General features: G+C 54.6%; 14 protein-coding genes and 2 pseudogenes. 10 read left to right on the top strand and 6 right to left on the bottom strand.

The window, feature by feature from the left end; translation table 11 throughout:
- Nucleotides 1-22 precede the first annotated feature (22 nt).
- The 6 genes from AC0VXT_RS12740 to rnd all read left to right on the top strand — a co-directional run bounded on the left by AC0VXT_RS12740 (nucleotide 23) and on the right by rnd (nucleotide 5,962).
- Nucleotides 23-1,120, top strand: a complete 1,098-nt coding sequence (locus AC0VXT_RS12740) for an AI-2E family transporter (protein ID WP_475545741.1) — start codon at nucleotides 23-25, stop codon at nucleotides 1,118-1,120.
- A gap of 7 nt (nucleotides 1,121-1,127) precedes the next feature.
- On the top strand, nucleotides 1,128-1,880 hold the full coding sequence (locus AC0VXT_RS12735) for an HdaA/DnaA family protein (protein WP_475545740.1): 753 nt from the start codon (nucleotides 1,128-1,130) through the stop codon (nucleotides 1,878-1,880).
- A gap of 148 nt (nucleotides 1,881-2,028) precedes the next feature.
- Nucleotides 2,029-2,529, top strand: coding sequence for an ATP-dependent zinc protease family protein (locus AC0VXT_RS12730; protein WP_475545739.1), 501 nt, complete (start codon nucleotides 2,029-2,031; stop codon nucleotides 2,527-2,529).
- Between the two features lie 135 nt (nucleotides 2,530-2,664).
- Complete coding sequence (rimK, locus tag AC0VXT_RS12725; RefSeq protein ID WP_475545738.1) at nucleotides 2,665-3,570, top strand: 30S ribosomal protein S6--L-glutamate ligase; 906 nt, start codon at nucleotides 2,665-2,667, stop codon at nucleotides 3,568-3,570.
- Between the two features lie 4 nt (nucleotides 3,571-3,574).
- The gene (locus AC0VXT_RS12720) at nucleotides 3,575-4,654 is read left to right on the top strand and encodes a succinylglutamate desuccinylase/aspartoacylase family protein (RefSeq protein ID WP_475545737.1); all 1,080 of its coding nucleotides are present in this window, start codon (nucleotides 3,575-3,577) and stop codon (nucleotides 4,652-4,654) included.
- Nucleotides 4,655-4,795: 141 nt separating this feature from the next.
- A complete protein-coding gene (gene rnd, locus AC0VXT_RS12715; protein WP_475545736.1) occupies nucleotides 4,796-5,962 on the top strand; it encodes a ribonuclease D in 1,167 nt (388 codons plus the stop codon).
- Between the two features lie 86 nt (nucleotides 5,963-6,048).
- Here rnd and AC0VXT_RS12710 read toward each other — a convergent pair whose 3' ends face one another.
- Nucleotides 6,049-6,627 carry a TetR/AcrR family transcriptional regulator gene (locus AC0VXT_RS12710; protein ID WP_475545735.1) on the bottom strand — a complete coding sequence of 193 codons (579 nt, stop codon included), beginning with the start codon at nucleotides 6,625-6,627 and terminating at the stop codon, nucleotides 6,049-6,051.
- A 178-nt stretch (nucleotides 6,628-6,805) separates the two neighbouring features.
- On the opposite strand from AC0VXT_RS12710, the gene AC0VXT_RS12705 reads away from it, so the two are divergent.
- Both AC0VXT_RS12705 and AC0VXT_RS12700 read left to right on the top strand, forming a co-directional pair.
- Complete coding sequence (locus AC0VXT_RS12705) at nucleotides 6,806-7,354, top strand: carboxymuconolactone decarboxylase family protein (RefSeq protein WP_475545734.1); 549 nt, start codon at nucleotides 6,806-6,808, stop codon at nucleotides 7,352-7,354.
- 108 nt (nucleotides 7,355-7,462) lie between these two features.
- Nucleotides 7,463-7,927 carry a nuclear transport factor 2 family protein gene (locus tag AC0VXT_RS12700; protein WP_475545733.1) on the top strand — a complete coding sequence of 155 codons (465 nt, stop codon included), beginning with the start codon at nucleotides 7,463-7,465 and terminating at the stop codon, nucleotides 7,925-7,927.
- 174 nt (nucleotides 7,928-8,101) lie between these two features.
- Here the strand turns inward: AC0VXT_RS12700 and AC0VXT_RS12695 are convergent, their stop codons facing one another.
- Nucleotides 8,102-8,557: a nuclear transport factor 2 family protein gene (locus AC0VXT_RS12695; RefSeq protein WP_475545732.1), complete on the bottom strand. Its 456-nt coding sequence runs from the start codon at nucleotides 8,555-8,557 to the stop codon at nucleotides 8,102-8,104.
- Between the two features lie 84 nt (nucleotides 8,558-8,641).
- Nucleotides 8,642-9,418 carry an NAD(P)H-binding protein gene (locus tag AC0VXT_RS12690; protein ID WP_475545731.1) on the bottom strand — a complete coding sequence of 259 codons (777 nt, stop codon included), beginning with the start codon at nucleotides 9,416-9,418 and terminating at the stop codon, nucleotides 8,642-8,644.
- Nucleotides 9,419-9,523: 105 nt separating this feature from the next.
- Here AC0VXT_RS12690 and AC0VXT_RS12685 point away from each other — a divergent pair, with 105 nt between their 5' ends.
- Entirely contained in the window at nucleotides 9,524-10,438 is a 915-nt protein-coding gene (locus tag AC0VXT_RS12685; protein ID WP_475545730.1) for a LysR family transcriptional regulator, read from the top strand.
- Between the two features lie 668 nt (nucleotides 10,439-11,106).
- Here the strand turns inward: AC0VXT_RS12685 and AC0VXT_RS12680 are convergent.
- The 3 genes and pseudogenes from AC0VXT_RS12680 to AC0VXT_RS12670 all read right to left on the bottom strand — a co-directional run.
- Nucleotides 11,107-11,454, bottom strand: a pseudogene (locus AC0VXT_RS12680) (DUF1835 domain-containing protein); the annotation flags it as partial.
- Between the two features lie 429 nt (nucleotides 11,455-11,883).
- Nucleotides 11,884-13,362, bottom strand: coding sequence for a Ppx/GppA phosphatase family protein (locus AC0VXT_RS12675; protein WP_475545729.1), 1,479 nt, complete (start codon nucleotides 13,360-13,362; stop codon nucleotides 11,884-11,886).
- Between the two features lie 45 nt (nucleotides 13,363-13,407).
- A pseudogene (locus AC0VXT_RS12670) lies at nucleotides 13,408-15,556 on the bottom strand (RNA degradosome polyphosphate kinase).
- Between the two features lie 189 nt (nucleotides 15,557-15,745).
- On the opposite strand from AC0VXT_RS12670, the gene AC0VXT_RS12665 reads away from it, so the two are divergent.
- Nucleotides 15,746-16,282 carry a SixA phosphatase family protein gene (locus AC0VXT_RS12665; protein WP_417823537.1) on the top strand — a complete coding sequence of 179 codons (537 nt, stop codon included), beginning with the start codon at nucleotides 15,746-15,748 and terminating at the stop codon, nucleotides 16,280-16,282.
- Nucleotide 16,283 lies beyond the last annotated feature (1 nt).

Here is a 16,283-nt window from a genome sequence, read left to right as displayed (position 1 = left end):
TTGGGCGTAGGGGAAACCAGACATGACATTTCGGCAGCAAGCACGTTTCTGGCTGGTTTTCACCATCGGGTTCTTTTTCCTGGTGTGGTTGTTTTCAAGCATCCTGTTGCCGTTTGTTGCCGGGATGGCGATTGCCTATTTCCTTGATCCGCTGGCCGATAAGCTTGAGGCGCGCGGCATTAGCCGCACCGTGGCAACCAGCATTATTACGGCCCTTTTCTTCCTGGTTTTCCTGTTTGTCTTACTGTTGATTGTGCCGATGATCGGCAGCCAGTTGGCCGGGTTCCTTGAACGGCTGCCGGGCTATGTCGACACGTTGCAGACCAATGTCGGACCTTATCTTCAGCATATTCTCGACCGGGTGGCACCCGAAACGCTGCAAAGTGTTTCCGATGCGATCAAGGGGCAAACGGCCAACGCGCTTAAATGGGTTGGCAATGTTCTGACCAATGTTTTGTCGGGCGGGTTGGCGTTTTTGAACTTCCTCAGCCTGTTGTTCATTACCCCGGTTGTGTCGTTCTATCTTTTGCGCGACTGGGACAAGATCGTTGCCAAGATCGACAGTTATCTGCCGCGCCGTTCGGCCAGTGATATTCGCCAGTGCGCACGCGAAATTGACGATACCCTTGCCGGGTTTGTCCGCGGGCAGTCAACGGTGTGCATGTTGCTGGGGCTGTTTTACGGGCTTGGCCTGACACTGGCGGGTTTGGAATTTGGCTTTGTCATCGGGCTTATGACCGGGCTTGTCTCGTTCGTGCCGTATTTCGGGATGATTGTCGGATTTGCCGTTGGTTTCGGGGTGGCCTTGGCACAATTCGGGGTCGGGCTTGACCTTGGGATTGTGGTCATTGTCTTTTTGGTCGGGCAGTTGCTTGAGGGTAATTTCCTGACGCCGAAACTGGTGGGGGACAAGGTCGGGCTGCATGCGGTCTGGGTGATGTTTGCCCTGCTTGCCGGTGGGGCTGTGTTTGGATTGCTTGGCGTGATGCTGGCCGTGCCGGTGGCCGCCGTGATCGGGGTGCTTGTGCGCTACGGGTTAAGACAGTATCTCGACAGTCGTTTATATGATCATGGTTCCCATCCCCAAGAGGGTGATGGGGTCGAGAGTACCGAGAATTGAGATCACAGTGACGCGGGTCAACACGCCACCAGAAAAGGATATCAAGAACCAGAAGGCCAATCTGCCGGGCCAAACCGATGCCATTTCGGCCGAGGTTGCCCCGCAGCAATTGCCCTTGGCCCTTGAAATGCGTCCGGCGTTGGGGCGCGATGACTTCATGGTGGCCCAAAGCAACAGCGAAGCGGTGGCCTGGATTGACCAGTGGCCAAACTGGCCTGTACCGGCGTTGTGCCTTTATGGGCCAAAGGGATGTGGCAAAAGCCATCTTGCCGAAGTGTGGCGGGCGAGGTCGGCTGCTTTGCGTGTCATGGCGCGTGATCTGGACGGGGTTCATCCCGATGATCTTTTGGGCGATGCCAAGGGATTGGTGATTGAGGATGCCGATAGCGGCCTTGACGAGACCGTCTGCTTTCACATTTACAATATGCTTAAAGAGCGCGGTGGGCATTTGCTGTTGACCGCGACCCAGCCACCGGCCCGCTGGAAAGTGGCGTTGCCGGATTTGAAATCGCGGTTGGGGGCGGCACTTGTGTGTGAAATTTCCCCGCCCGATGATGATTTGATGGTGGGGTTGTTGTTAAAGCTGTTTGCTGATCGGCAAATTCAGGCAGGCCCACAGACCATCAGTTATATCCTGCCCCGGATCGAGCGATCCTTTGTGGCGTTAAGCGAATTGGTGGCTGCAGTCGATCGGCGGGCACTGGCGGAAAAGCGTGCGGTGACCTTGCCGCTTGTGCGTAGTGTTATGGAAGAGCTTTAGATTACAACGGCTGTTAGTGGCGGGGGCGATCCCCATATCAATCCAGATTGATGATGCCAGACGGGCTTGTAAATTTACGCGAAATTCATAGGTATCTTTTACGGTTGCAGGCTATATTCGCAGCAATATCAATTACCGGATAGCACGTGTGAGCCCACAGCAGACCAAAGCCAAACCGTCGTTGAAAATTCAAACCAATGCGCTGATTGACGGCGGTCACGTATTGGGGTGGCGCGAATGGATCGGACTTCCTGATCTGGGGGTGCCGTGGATCAAGGCCAAGGTCGATACCGGGGCAAGGACATCGTCGCTCCATGCGCTGTATCCGAAACTTATCACGCAAGACGGCAAGGATTTTGTCCGTTTTGTCCTGCCGCACTATCGTGGTGACGGGCATGGACGGATTGAATGTACCGCACCACTGGTTGAGCTTCGCGAGATTCGCAGTTCGAACGGAAATGCCGAAGAACGGTTTATTATTGCAAGCCATATTGTGGTCGGGCACCATCGGCTTAAGGTTGAGGTTTCTTTGGCAAACCGCTCAATCATGGGCTTTCCCATGCTTTTGGGCCGCACAGCCATGAAGGCAGGAAGATTTTTGATTCTACCATCAAAATCTTATCTTGCAGGGAAGCCAGATCAGAGTTAGACGCGGAGCAGAACGATCATGCGCCGGAACAATAAACGGGCAGGATCGTTTTTTCTTTCAGACAGTTTTATCGTTCCCGTAAACGAGATTTGATCGTTTGCGAGCCTTTTCATTCCGACCCCGGGAGCTCATTGCATGAAAATCGCGATGCTTGCGCGTAATCCAAATCTTTACTCCCACAAACGGTTGGTTGAGGCCGCCGAATCGCGGGGACATGAGATTGATATCATCAGCACGCTGCGTGTCACGATGAACATCACGTCGATGAAACCGGAAATCTATTACGGTGGTCTCAAGCTGGTCGGCTATGACGCGGTTATTCCGCGTATTGGTGTGTCGGTTACGTCATTTGGTCTGGCGGTGTTGCGCCAGTTCGAAATGATGGGGGTTTATCCGCTTAATGAATCGGTGGCGATTGGCCGTTCGCGCGACAAGCTGCGGTGTTTGCAGATTTTGGCGCGGCGCGGTATCGGCCTGCCGGTGACGGCCTTTGCCCATGATCCAAAGAAAACCGATGAGGTTCTTTCGATTGTTGGCGGTGCACCGGTGGTGATCAAGTTGCTTGAGGGTACGCAGGGCATTGGTGTGGTTCTGGGCGAAACCGAAAAATCGGCGAAATCCGTGATCGAGGCCTTCCGCGGGGCCAGTGTCGATATCATGGTGCAGGAATTCATCAAGGAAGCCGGCAACAGCGATATCCGCTGTTTCGTCGTCGGTGGAAAGGTTGTTGCCAGCATGGAACGTACCGGGGCGGCAGGTGATTTCCGGTCCAACATGCATCGCGGCGGTTCGGCCCGTTCGATCCGCATTACCCCGCAGGAACGCTCAACAGCAGTTGAAGCGGCCAAGGCAATGGGGCTAAATGTTTGTGGTGTCGATATTCTTCGGTCCAACCACGGACCTGTGGTGATGGAAGTCAACTCGTCACCGGGGCTTGAGGGCATCGAAGGGGCAACGGGCAAAGACATTGCCGGTATGATCATCGATTTTATGGAAAAAGATTTCCGTCCGGGCAAGGTGCGGACCAAAGGCAAAGGATAAAAGCATGCATGAAACCGAAACAGCCGAGGGAAAACGCAAGTCTTCCAAAACCCCTGATTTTGAAATTGGCGGGAAAAAGGTTGCTCCGGGGACACGCAAGATCGTTGATATTCCGATCTCGCTTTTATCCAATCACACGCCGGTTAATCTGACGGTCAATGTTGTCCATGGCAATCGACCGGGGCCGGTGCTGTTTGTCAGCGGGGCGGTGCATGGCGATGAGATTGTCGGGGTGGAGGTCATCCGGCGGGTTTTAAAATCGCCTGCGTTGCGCGGCATGCGTGGCACGCTTTTGGCCGTGCCCGTGGTCAATGCGTTCGGGTTTTTAAACCATACACGTTATTTGCCTGACCGGCGCGACCTTAACCGCTGTTTTCCGGGGCATGCGCGGGGATCGCTTGCGGCCCAGCTCGCGCATCTTTTCCTCAGTGAAATTGTTGAACGATCCGATTTTGGCATTGATCTTCATTCGGCGGCGGTTAACCGCGTTAACTTGCCGCAAATCCGGGTCAATGAAGACGACCCCGCCATCATGGAATATGCCGAGGCGTTTGGCGCGCCGATTATTCTGACCAGTCCGCTGCGTGAAGGGTCGCTGCGTCAGGCCGGGCGCGAATCGAATGTGCCGATCCTTCTTTTTGAGGCGGGCGAGGGGCTTCGGTTTGATGAAATGTCGATCCGGGCCGGTGTATCGGGTGTTTTGCGTGTGATGCGCAAACTTGGCATGACGTCACAACGTGCGGTGCGTGAACCACGTGCGCCAGCGTTTAAATCATCGAACAGCCATTGGCTGCGCGCCCCCGTTGGCGGGCTTTTGCGTACATTCAAACTGGCCGGTGAGTTTGTTCATGCGGGCGATGTGGTCGCCGCCGTTGCCGACCCATTTGGCCAGACCGATGAAGAAGTCACATCGCGCGAAGACGGGCTTATTATCGGACGGACCAACTTGCCGATTGTTAATCAGGGCGATGCGCTTTTCCATATTGCATCGATCAAGCGCCCGTCAGAATTGCAGGAACGCATGGACGCCATTGAAACCCACCTGCAGTCCGATCCGCTTTTGGATGAGGACGAGATTATCTAATCACTTATTCTGATCACTTATTCTGATCTCTGGCGGTGTTTTTCGCCATTTTGCTGGTTGTGCGTGCCGTAGATCAGACCTGCGTTGCGGCACCGCATTGTCCACTGGCGATTTGTGGCGTGCAATGCTATAGAAAATCTTATGGAACCAATTACAACTACAGAAGAACTTCGCGTACTTTGCGAAAAGCTGCGGACGTTCGAATATGTCACGGTCGATACCGAATTTATGCGCGATTCGACCTATTGGCCGCAACTGTGTCTTGTGCAGCTTGCCAGTCCCGAACCGGGCGATAACGGTGCGGCGGTTGATCCGCTGGCCGAGGGTATTGACCTTACCCCGATGTTTGAGCTGATGCAGGATGAAAGCGTGATCAAGGTGTTTCACGCCGCCCGCCAAGACATCGAAATTTTTGTCCATCTGTCGGGTAAAGTCCCCCATCCGGTATTTGATACCCAGGTGGCAGCGATGGTGCTGGGCTATGGCGATCAGGTTGGCTATGAAACGCTGGTCAATAAGGTCACGCGCAAAAGTGTCGATAAATCCATGCGGTTTACCGACTGGTCGCGTCGGCCGTTGTCGACAAAACAAATCAGCTACGCGCTTTCGGATGTCACCCATTTGCGGGTGATTTTCGAAGAATTCCATGAACGGCTTGAGGCCAATGGCCGGGCGATCTGGCTGCGTGAGGAAATGGACCGTCTGACCGATCCATCGATCTATTCGATTGATCCGGCGGATGCGTGGAAGCGGCTTAAAACCCGATCCAACAGCCCCAAATTCCTTGCCGTCGCCCGCGCGCTTGGCGAATGGCGCGAAACCGAAGCCCAGCGCAAAAATCAGCCACGTAATCGCATTTTGCGTGATGATACGTTGCTTGATATTGCGGCACGTCAACCCATGACCGAAGCCGATCTTGATAAGACGCGCGGTGTCGGGCGCAACTTTGGCAGTTCCAAACCCGGTCAGGCGATTATTGATGCCATCAAGGCCGCCCTTGATAGCCCGCAAGATCAGTGGCCCACCCCAAAGCAGCGGACCGAACTGCCTGCCGGTATTGGCCCGACGGTTGAGCTTTTGAAAGTCTTGCTGAAACTCTGTGCCGAGGAAAAGGGCGTTGCCCAGCGCCTTGTCGCATCAAGTGATGATTTGCAAAATATTGCCGCCGATGATGAGGCCGATGTTCCGGCCATGCGGGGTTGGCGTCGTGACTTGTATGGTCAATATGCCCTGCGGCTTAAACACGGGCAACTTGGCCTTAAGCTTGAAAACGGTGAAGTGACGCTGGTTGAGCTTGGCGATAGCTAAGGCCAAGAACCGACATTCTGACGGAACGCAAAAACGGGGCCCCTTTGACCCCGTTTTGTGATTCTGGTTGTCGTTCTGTTGTTACTTTAAGCGGGGAGGGCGGCGTCAAGCAGTCCGGTGGCGATTGTTTTCGCCACTCTGGCCGCTTCGGGCATCCCGCGGACATGTGCCGTGACGATGGCACCTTCCTTAAGCAGGGCGAGTTGTTCGGCCAAGGTTTCAGGATCAGTAGCCCCCGCCTTGGTGCAAAGCTTGGCAAGATGGTCGACGATCTCTTGCTTGTGCTGTTTGGCGATACGATGGGCGGGGTGGTCGGGATCGGTAAACTCACCAGAAGCATTGATAAATGCGCAGCCAGCAAATCCCAAATCCTTGAATGCCTGCCCCCGAAACCATTTTTCCAGAGCGTCAAACAGCGACAGGAGCTGTGCGCGGGGATCGGGTGATGCTGTTTCCATTGCATTTGTCAGCCAGTCGCGAAATTGTTCATCACGCCGGGTAAGGGCGGCCAAAATCAATTCGTCTTTCGAGCCGAAATGCTTATAGAGCGTCATTTTGGCGACGCCGGATTCGGACAGGATTTTGTCGATTCCAGTCGCGTTAAAGCCCTGTTTGTAGAACAAACGCAGGGCTGTATCGACAAGTTCGTCGCGGCGCGATTTCAATTTTATATCTCCAGTAGTCAGACCGTTCTGTATATATATGTGCTATAGAGCTTAGAAAATCAACGATTTTCCAGTGGTGGAATGAACGTTCAAAAATTAATTTGACAAATAGACAGATCGGTCTGTATATGTACTTCCATAGTCGAGAGCTTCTCTCCACACACAAAGGAAAATGACCATGACCCGTATTTCACTTCCTGCTTCTATCGATGCCGCACCGACAGGTGCCCAACCGCTTCTTGAAGCTGTAAAAAAGCAGCTTGGATCGGTTCCGAACCTGTTTCGTCTGACCGCAAACAGCCCGGCCGCCCTTGAAGGCTATCTTGGTTTGAGTGGTGCGCTGGCAAAGGGGGCGCTTGATGCCCAGACGCGTGAGCGTATTGCCCTTGCGGTTGCCCAGATCAATGGCTGTGACTATTGCCTGTCGGCGCATACCTATATTGGTAAAAACCTTGCCAAGCTTGATGATGCCGAGATCGCGGCAAACCGGAATGGTCGTTCGACCGACGAGAAGGCCGATGCAGCGGTGCGTTTTGCCGTTGCGCTTGTACAGAACCGCGGACAGGTCAGCGAAGACGATGTTGAGGCGGTTAAGGCGGCGGGCTACGGCGATGCTGAGCTTGTCGAGATTGTTGCCCATGTCGCCTTGAGCACCCTGACCAACTACCTCAACGAAGCCTTTGATACGCCGATTGACTTCCCGGCGGTGCATGCCGCTGCTGCGTAGGGGGGCCCTGCGTTCGGGAATGCCCCGGTCGATGGTTCCCCCAACCGCATTATTGCCCACAATCGACCGGGGTATCTTTTTTCGCTTCAGCATCAAGGAAACCAGACAATGTCACGACCACCGTTGCCTCCATTCACCGAAGAAACGGCCATGCAGAAGGTTCGCATGGCCGAAGATGGCTGGAACAGCCGCGATCCTGAAAAGGTTTCTTTGGCCTATACGCCCGACAGCAAGTGGCGCAACCGCGCAGAGATTTTTGAAGGGCGTGAGAATATTGTCTCCTTCCTGACCCGCAAGTGGCAGAAAGAAATCGAGTATCGCCTGATCAAGGAGCTTTGGGCATTTCATGAAAACCGCATCGCGGTGCGATTTGCCTATGAATACAGCGACGATAGCGGCAACTGGTTCCGGGCCTATGGCAATGAGAACTGGGAATTTGATGAGGACGGTCTGATGCGCCATCGCATCGCATCGATCAATGACAAGCCGATCACCAACGCGGAACGCTTGTTCCATTGGCCGCTTGGCCGTCGCCCCGATGATCATTCGGGATTGTCGGACCTCGGTCTTTAGGCGGTGTCATAATCACTTTTCGGAGGCTGATTGTTCGGGGATGTCAGAACATCAGATGGTTGTTCCTTGAGATAAGAATGGCATTCTAAACAGCCAGTTCGACTTGTACCAAAACAGCCGCCCTTTTTAAGGGGCGGCTGTTTTGGTGTGGGATGTTCGCTATGGGTACTGGTCCTAAAACATAGTGTTGTCGTGGGCCTGCTGGTCTGGCACAGGCTGGGAAACATCCCAGTGTTCGACAATCTTGCCGTTATCATCGAGACGGAAGATATCCATCACGGCACTTTCACCCTCTGACGATGTCGATTTGACATGCACGACGACCAGATCGTTTTCAGCCACGGTGCGGACGACTTCGGCTTGGATTGAGGGATCCGAACTTAACCACCCTGTGATGGCTGTACGGAAACCGTCGATACCGTCAGGGGCAAAGGGATTATGCTGGATATACTCATCACCGATATATTTTGTGATCGCGCCTTCGACGTCATGTTGATTAAAGACCGCGTCATAAAATGCAACGACATTGGCGGTGTTGCGATCCTCGACCTCGCCAGCATGAAGCGGCTGGCTTACGGCAAGGCTTGCGGCGACGAGCAGCGATGCAAGAATGGCTTTTGACTTGATCATTTCAGCGCCCCTGTCAGGAAATCTTCGGTGCTTTGTGGTGGGCGGCCCACCAGATTGGCGAAATCGTTGCTAACAGTTTCGTAGTCACCCTTTTTCGCGCCGACATAGAGACCGGCCAGGGCTTCGACCAGATGACCGGGCAGGCCGAGGCTTGTGAGAATTCCACTGTGGATTTCTGCGGGCAGGTTGAACATGACTGACCGGTTTGCCGGTTGCCGCGGCGATGTAGCTTGCGATTTCGGCGTGGGTGACGGCCTTGCCACCGGTCAGGTCATAGGTCGCATTGATGTGATTTTCCGGGGTGGCAAGCACGACTGCGGCGGCTTCTGCCAGATCATTGCGCGGGATGTAGGTGATTTTTGCATCGCCCGCCGGGGCGCCAAAATCACCGGTTTCAAGCGCATGCGGCACACCGGCCATCAACAGATCGGCATAGAAGCTGTTGCGTAAGATGGTGTAACGCAGCCCGCTTTGCTTGATGTAATTTTCGGTATCAAGGTGAATGGCCGAATAGGTGAAATCGGCATCGGCTTTGGGGTCGATGATGCTGGTATAGACCAGATGTTTGACTCCGGCGGCCTTGGCGGCATCAACCGCTGTGCGGTGTTGGGCAATGCGCGTGGCATTGTCGGCTTCACCCGAAATGATCAGGGCGGTGTCGATATCCTTGAAGGCCGCGGTCATCAAAGCAAGGTCATCAAAGTCGCCATGGCGGACGTCAATGCCCTTGGCCGCCAGATCATCGGCCTTGGATGGTGTGCGGACACTGACCGCGATGTTGCTTGCGGGGATGCGGTTGAGCAGGTGCGCGACAACGAGGCTGCCGAGCTGGCCGGTGGCGCCGGTAATCAATGTTTTCATTTTGTATTCTCCGATGTGTGGTGGTCAGGCTATCGCCTGTTCATGGGAGAAATCTGGACCGAATAACGCATATGATCAATTCGATGGGTATGATAATATATATGCATGAACATCGATGAATTGGACCTTGATTACCGGTTGCTGCGTTTGTTTCTGACGATCTATGACGAAGGATCGGTGACAGGGGCGGCAAACCGTCTTGGTGTTGGGCAACCCACGGTCAGCCACGGGCTCGACCGGCTGCGCCAGATTATTGGTGATCCGTTGTTTGTGCGGTCGGGGCGGAGCATTTCACCAACCGCCCATGCCGATGAAATGGCGGTGCGGGTCCGCGCCTTATTGCAAGACATGCGTAATCTGACGCGAGTGGGGGCGTTTGATCCACAAAACCCGGATCATGGCGCACGGTTTGTTTTGGGCACCAATGATTACGAGGTGGCGGTTATCTTACCGCCCTTAATAAAGCGCATTCGATCCTGTGCGGCGGACATAAGGCTTAAGGTCGTGCCGGTGACAGGGGGCGAGCAGGTTGTTGAGCTGTTGCGCGAGGGCAAGCTTGATCATGCGATTTGCCTTCAGCTTACGGGCAAGTTTGGTGATATCGCCCAGCAAGTCCTGCTGGGTGAGCATATGAGCTGTTTTTATGATGCCGCGTTTCATCCAGTACCACCTGATACGGCCGACCGGTTTTGTGCCGCGGCCCATGCGCGCGTGATGCTGGGAAACAATGATACATCGGCGGTCGATGACCTGTTGCACGCCCAAGGTCGGTCACGCCGCACGGTGTTGCAGGTGTCAAACTTTGCCAGTGTCGCCAGTCTGATGCGCGGCACGGATGTGATTGCGACCTTGCCGTCGCGTCTGGCGGGGGGCGTTATGCAGGGATTTGGCCAGTGCGATTTTCCGTTTGATTTCGCGGCCTATAAATTCAGCCAGATATGGCATGTGCGCAATGCCGAAAATGCCGCGCATAAATGGTTGCGCGGCGAGATTTTCAGGATTGCAAAACGGTTGTCTTAATCCGGTTTTCTGCCCGTGATCACCACCCCGCCGACCCAGCGTGTGCCGGTGAAGTTATCGAGGTGGTTGCGCTGTCCGGCCAATGTTTGGTGCCCGGTGTCGGTCAGGGTGACGGTGCGTTCGGCCCAGTTCGCATCCCTGTCATCGGATGTGATGGTGAAAAGAGGATCGACACACGCCATCATCCGTTGCACATCGGCCCAGAACATCAAATCACCGAGATAGGGCAAAGGGTCATATGTGCGCATCAGGTGGCCGAAGGTCTTGCCTATGGTCAGCGGGCCATGGTCTGCAATGATTTGCAGGGTCAGTTTCTGTGTCAGGCCAAGTCCGGTTTTGGGATCGGGTAGTTCGGCATGGTGGCGTTGGAGTGCCGTGATCATATGGGGCAGGGGGCCGGTACCCGATGTTATGAAGTCGGTCAAAAGATCGGGGCTTGGGGATCGCACCGCCTGCCAGGCTTTGCTGCCGCAGGTCAGCATGGCATCGGTCACGGGGGCCCGATGATTTTCCCAGCACCAGATCAGAAGTTCGGGGGAGAGTTGCCCTAAACCGATGAAGCGTTCAACGCCGGGGACAGCACCGACGGATATCACCTCAAGCTGTGTCTCCTGCCGGGTGGTTTTGATGAAATCCATCAGGAAGGCCAAGATTAACTGGTCGTAACTGTCATGTTCGAACCATAGGACCACATGGTCATACTCGCCGAGCGTTGCCAGTGCGCCATATTCGCGTTTGGCCCGTGCCAGCGCATCTTTGGGGACGATATCGTAAGCCGTGGCGATAAAATCCGCGCGGGTTTGAACGAACTGGTCAAGGGGAAGGTCCGGGACCGGTCCCTGACAGAACGGATCGGCAAATTCGAGGAAGGCCCCTTTGAACCCTGCAATCTGAAGACCGTGGCGGATGTCTGATCCGCAGCGCAAATGCAGGGTTTTATCTGTATCAAGTGATGCCAAGGTGCCATTTTTGATCTGGCGGTTGCGTTCGGCAATCTGATCGATATGGGCCTTCATCTTTGGCCAGCTGGCAAAGCCGTTTTCGCGCGCGATGACCCATTGGGCATCGGCCAGTTTGATGTCAGTAATTGTCTGGGGCGTCGGGGTGAAACCGGCCTTTTCAAACCGTGCGACGGCATCGCCGGTTTTGGTGCCAAGCGCGCGCAAAAGGTCCTTGGCGCGTTTGCGTTGCTGTTCAAGATTAAGGCGGCCATCAAAGACCGGGCTTTTGGCAGGTTTGGTATTTTTGGATTTCGATGTGCGTGACGCAGACATACGATTCCCCTGATCATAACGCCTGTGTCCGCCAGACAGGCAAGGAAACCGTGTGTTTCGTAATGTCGAACCGGGCGCAGCCCTTTCCGCGGACGAGGTGCTTGGAAAGCCCGGTTAATTTATCTGTTTTACAAACGATTGCAAGCATCAAGCGGTGCGTTTACGCCGAAATCAGGACAGCCGTACTTCACTATCAAGGTTCATCAGTTTGGCCAGTTTTGACAGGCGTTGTTCAACCACTTCGCCGTACAGGGTCGAAATAGACTTGTCGAATTCAAGGATCATTTTGCCGTCTTCGACTTTAAGCGCGGTTTTCGACAGGATGCCTTCAGCACCACCCGAAAGCGTGTGGCCCAGACGAATGACATGACCAAAAATGCGGCCTGTGACGCGGGTTTCTTCGTCAAGAATGCGGTCGCTTGACGCATCGCCCTTGAAATTGCCGGTATAGCGCGACCCGATGGCATAGGCGAGAAACACCCGATCATGATGGTTCAGATCAAGATAGGGGTGACGCAAGATGCGGTTATAGCTTTGGATGGCGCGGTAATCAGGGTGTTCGTTCCAGCCGATGTCGCCGATGATGCAGGCCGCAAGACGCAGACGTTCAAGGTTTTGCGGCAGGTCGGAGAAGATCGGCGCGCACCAGCGAAACAGTTCTTCGCCATGTTGATGGAACCGTTCGCCGTCCTCGGCAAAGCTCAGGCAGGCATCGAGCAGCGGGTCGCGTTGACGCAAGTCTTCGGGCAGGACCTCATACATCCAGCCTTCGCGTAGCCCATGACCGGAAAAGACCACTTCGCGCGGCTTCATGCGCGCCAACAGCATATTCATGACAAGCGATGCATGGGGCAGGCTGTCGATGCGGCGTTTGGAAACACCGCCGACTTTTTCCAGCGAGATGCGGCTTTGCTGGGAAATGATGTGGGTGAGTTCTTCGGTTTCGCCGCGCGGCATTGCCAGATTATGGACGACAGAAATCGGGTAGTCTTCCTGTGCGATGAACAGCTTGGCAATCGACCGCCATGCCCCGCCAACAGCAAAAAGCTGCTCGCCGGCGGCTTCTTTCAGCCAGTCGATGGTATCAAGGTGGCGATTGATTTCAGCGGTCAGGCGCGCACGGTCGGATGCAAAGACGGCATGAAGCCGCATGGCCCCCAAGGGGACGCTAACGCGTTTTTTGATTTCCCCCTGATCAAGCAAGACAAGTTCGAGCGACCCGCCACCAATATCACCCATAATCCCGCTGGCGCGCGGATCACCGGAAATAATCCCAAGGGCGGACAGGCGGGCTTCTTCAAGCCCGTCGATCACCTTGACCGTAAGGCCGGTTTCGCGATGGATACGGTCACAGAATTCCTGACCATCGGAAGCGGCACGGACCGCAGCGGTGGCCAGTACGTCGATGTGCGACACCTTCATGGCCTGAAGCAGGGTGGCAAAGCGCTGCATGGCGACAACGGCAAGTTCAACCCCCTCGGGGTTGAGTTTGCCGGTATCTTCGGGGTCGCGCCCCAGCCCGCACATGACTTTTTCGTTGAAAATCGGGGCGGGGGCACGGGTCATGCCATCGAAAATGACAAGGCGTACCGAGTTGGAGCCAACATCAATGATCGCGATGCGGTTGGATGCTCTTTGGTCAGTCAGCATGTCTTTGAGGGCACCTGTTGGTCGTCGGTCTTCAATTTGGCCACATTAGTCATCGAGCTGCAGCACGGGGACATTCGGATCCGCCTCGTTAAGCGCGCTTCCGCGGCCTGACAGGGACGGGTTGGTCATGAAGTATTTGTGTGACGAAAACGCTTTTTCACCGCCTTCGCAGCGTTCATATGAACCATCGGGCTGCAAATACCAAGCCTGCGCTGTATCTTTGAGGTTTGCAATCATGATCTGTTCGATGATCTGGCGCTGACAGGTCGGGTTCTCAACCGGGACCAGCGTTTCAACCCGGCGGTTCAAATTGCGTGGCATCCAGTCGGCCGACGAGATGAACGCCTTGGCCTTGCGCGAGGGCAGCTTTGCCCCATTGGCAAAGACAACAATGCGCGAATGTTCAAGGAACCGTCCGACAATCGATTTGACCCGGATGTTTTCCGAAAGCCCCGGTACACCCGGACGCAGACAGCAAATGCCGCGAATAATCAGTTCAATGTGAACCCCGGCTTCGCTGGCGCGATAAAGCGCATCAATCACCACAGGATCGACCAGGCTGTTCATCTTGGCCCAGATGCCAGATGGCTTGCCAGCCTTGCTGTTTTCGATTTCCTGATCGATGTGGGCCAGAAGGGTCGGGCGCATGGTGTGGGGCGCAATGGCGATTTTTTCAAGCGAGCGTGGTGTTGCGTAGCCGGTCATGAAATTAAAGATGCTGGCGGCATCACGCCCAAGGGCCGGATCACACGAGAAGAACGAAATATCGGTATAGAATTTCGCGGTGATCGGATGGTAGTTGCCCGTCCCAAAGTGAACGAACGTGCGAAGCCCATGGGTTTCACGGCGGACAACAAGCGATACCTTGGCATGGGTTTTCCAATCCAGGAAGCCATAGACCACCTGACAACCGGCACGTTCAAGATCAGCCGCCCAGCGCAGGTTGGCTTCTTCGTCAAAGCGGGCTTTAAGTTCAACCATGGCGGTGACGGATTTTCCGGCCTCGGCCGCCGCAATCAGGGCTTTGACGATCGGGCTGTTTTCCGATGTGCGATAAAGTGTTTGTTTGATGGTGACCACATCCGGGTCACGTGCGGCTTGCAGCAGGAACTGCACGACAACGTCGAAATCCTCGAACGGGTGATGAACCACCAGATCTTTTTTACTGATCGCGGCAAAACAATCGCCGCCAAAGTCACGCACGCGTTCAGGGTAACGCGGCGAGTAGGGGGCGAACAGCAGATCATGATGCAGATCAGAATCGATCAGTTGTTTGACGTCAACAACGCCAAGAAGGCCATCGACCTTCACAACTTCTTCGAGTGCGACATCCAATTCGTCGATGACAAAATCAAGCAGGTCTTCGGGGATATGGGCGTTGACCTTAAGGCGGATGATGCTGCCGCGACGGCGGCGCTTAAGGGCGGTTTTAAAGACGCGGACCAGATCTTCGGCTTCTTCTTCGATCTCGACATCCGAAATCGCGGATGACGCGGAAGAACCCGTGTTCGATCATGTCAAAACCCGGGAACAGTTTGTTGAGATACAGCAAGATGGCCTGTTCGACCGGCAGATAGCGTTCATTACGGCCCGGAAGGCGCAAGAAACGGCCAATTTTTTGCGGAACCGGGATCAGACCACGCATGTTGTGCCCATCCGCCGGGTCAAACAGCTGCATGACGATGGTAAAGCCAAGGTTCGGGATGAACGGGAACGGGTGGGATGGATCAATCGCAAGCGGGGTTAAGGTCGGGAAGATTTCGCGCATGAAATAGCCATCAAGCCATTTGCGGTCGGTCTGGGTCAGATCGGATTGATCAATCACCGAAATGCCCTGCTGTTCCATTTCCCGGCTAAGCTGACGCCAGATGCGTTGCTGATCCTGCATCAACTGGTTGGCATCAAAGGTGATGGCGCGCAGCTGTTCAGACGGGCTCATGCCATCCTGACTGACCTTGGTCATGCCAGCACGCAACTGTCCGACGAGCCCGGCGACGCGGACCATATAGAATTCATCCAGATTGCTGGCTGAAATCGACAGGAAACGCAGCCTTTCAAGCAGCGGATGACCACTGTTCTGGGCTTCTTCAAGCACGCGATTGTTAAAAGCCAGCCAAGAAAGTTCGCGGTTGATGAAGCGGCTTTCCGAATCAATGGTGATCGCGCTTGATTGAACTGCAGCGGCGTGTGACACGCTATGCCTCCTGCGGATTGAGGGAATGTCTTTGAATTTATGCGACATGACCCGGTTGTAAATGGAGTATAGGATAACTGCTTACGCCCGTGCAATTTTCTTAAAGTTATGTGTCAGTTTTTCTGATGGCATCCAAGGCTGCGATATGGCATGGAAGAACACCGTCTTAAACCCTAGCGAAACGAAGATATGAAGACGTTATTGCTTCTAAGGCATGCCAAATCGAGCTGGTCTGATCCGAGCCGGGTTGATCATGACCGCGAACTGAACCGTCGCGGGGAAAAGGCAGCCCCCTTTATGGGGCGCTTTTTGCGTGAGCATGATCTGGTTCCAGACCTTATCTGGTGTTCGACAGCGGCACGTGCGGTGCAGACACTGGGCCTGCTGGGGCGTGATTTTGCCGGGCATGCGGATGTGATCTATAGCGAAGATCTTTATATGGCCAGCGAACGCACGTTGCTTGAATGTCTTCATCACACCCATGACGAAGCAAAACGGGTGATGATCATTGGTCATAATTCCGGCATCGAGAATTTTGCCAAAGAACTGTACCGCGATGGGGATGAGGATGCGCGCGCGATGATGGAGCGCAAATATCCAACCTGTGCCTTGGCGCATTTCGAATTTGATGTGGAAAACTGGGCCGATACCCAATTTGAGACCGGGCGGATGATGGGCTTTACCAAGGTCAAGGAACTGCAAGCAGCCAAGATTGGTGCGGATTGAT

It is taken from the genome of Thalassospira sp. Z349TD_5, from assembly GCF_056173045.1.
The sequence above is the reverse complement of the archived record's forward strand: the minus strand, read 5'-3'. Positions and strand labels throughout refer to the sequence as shown.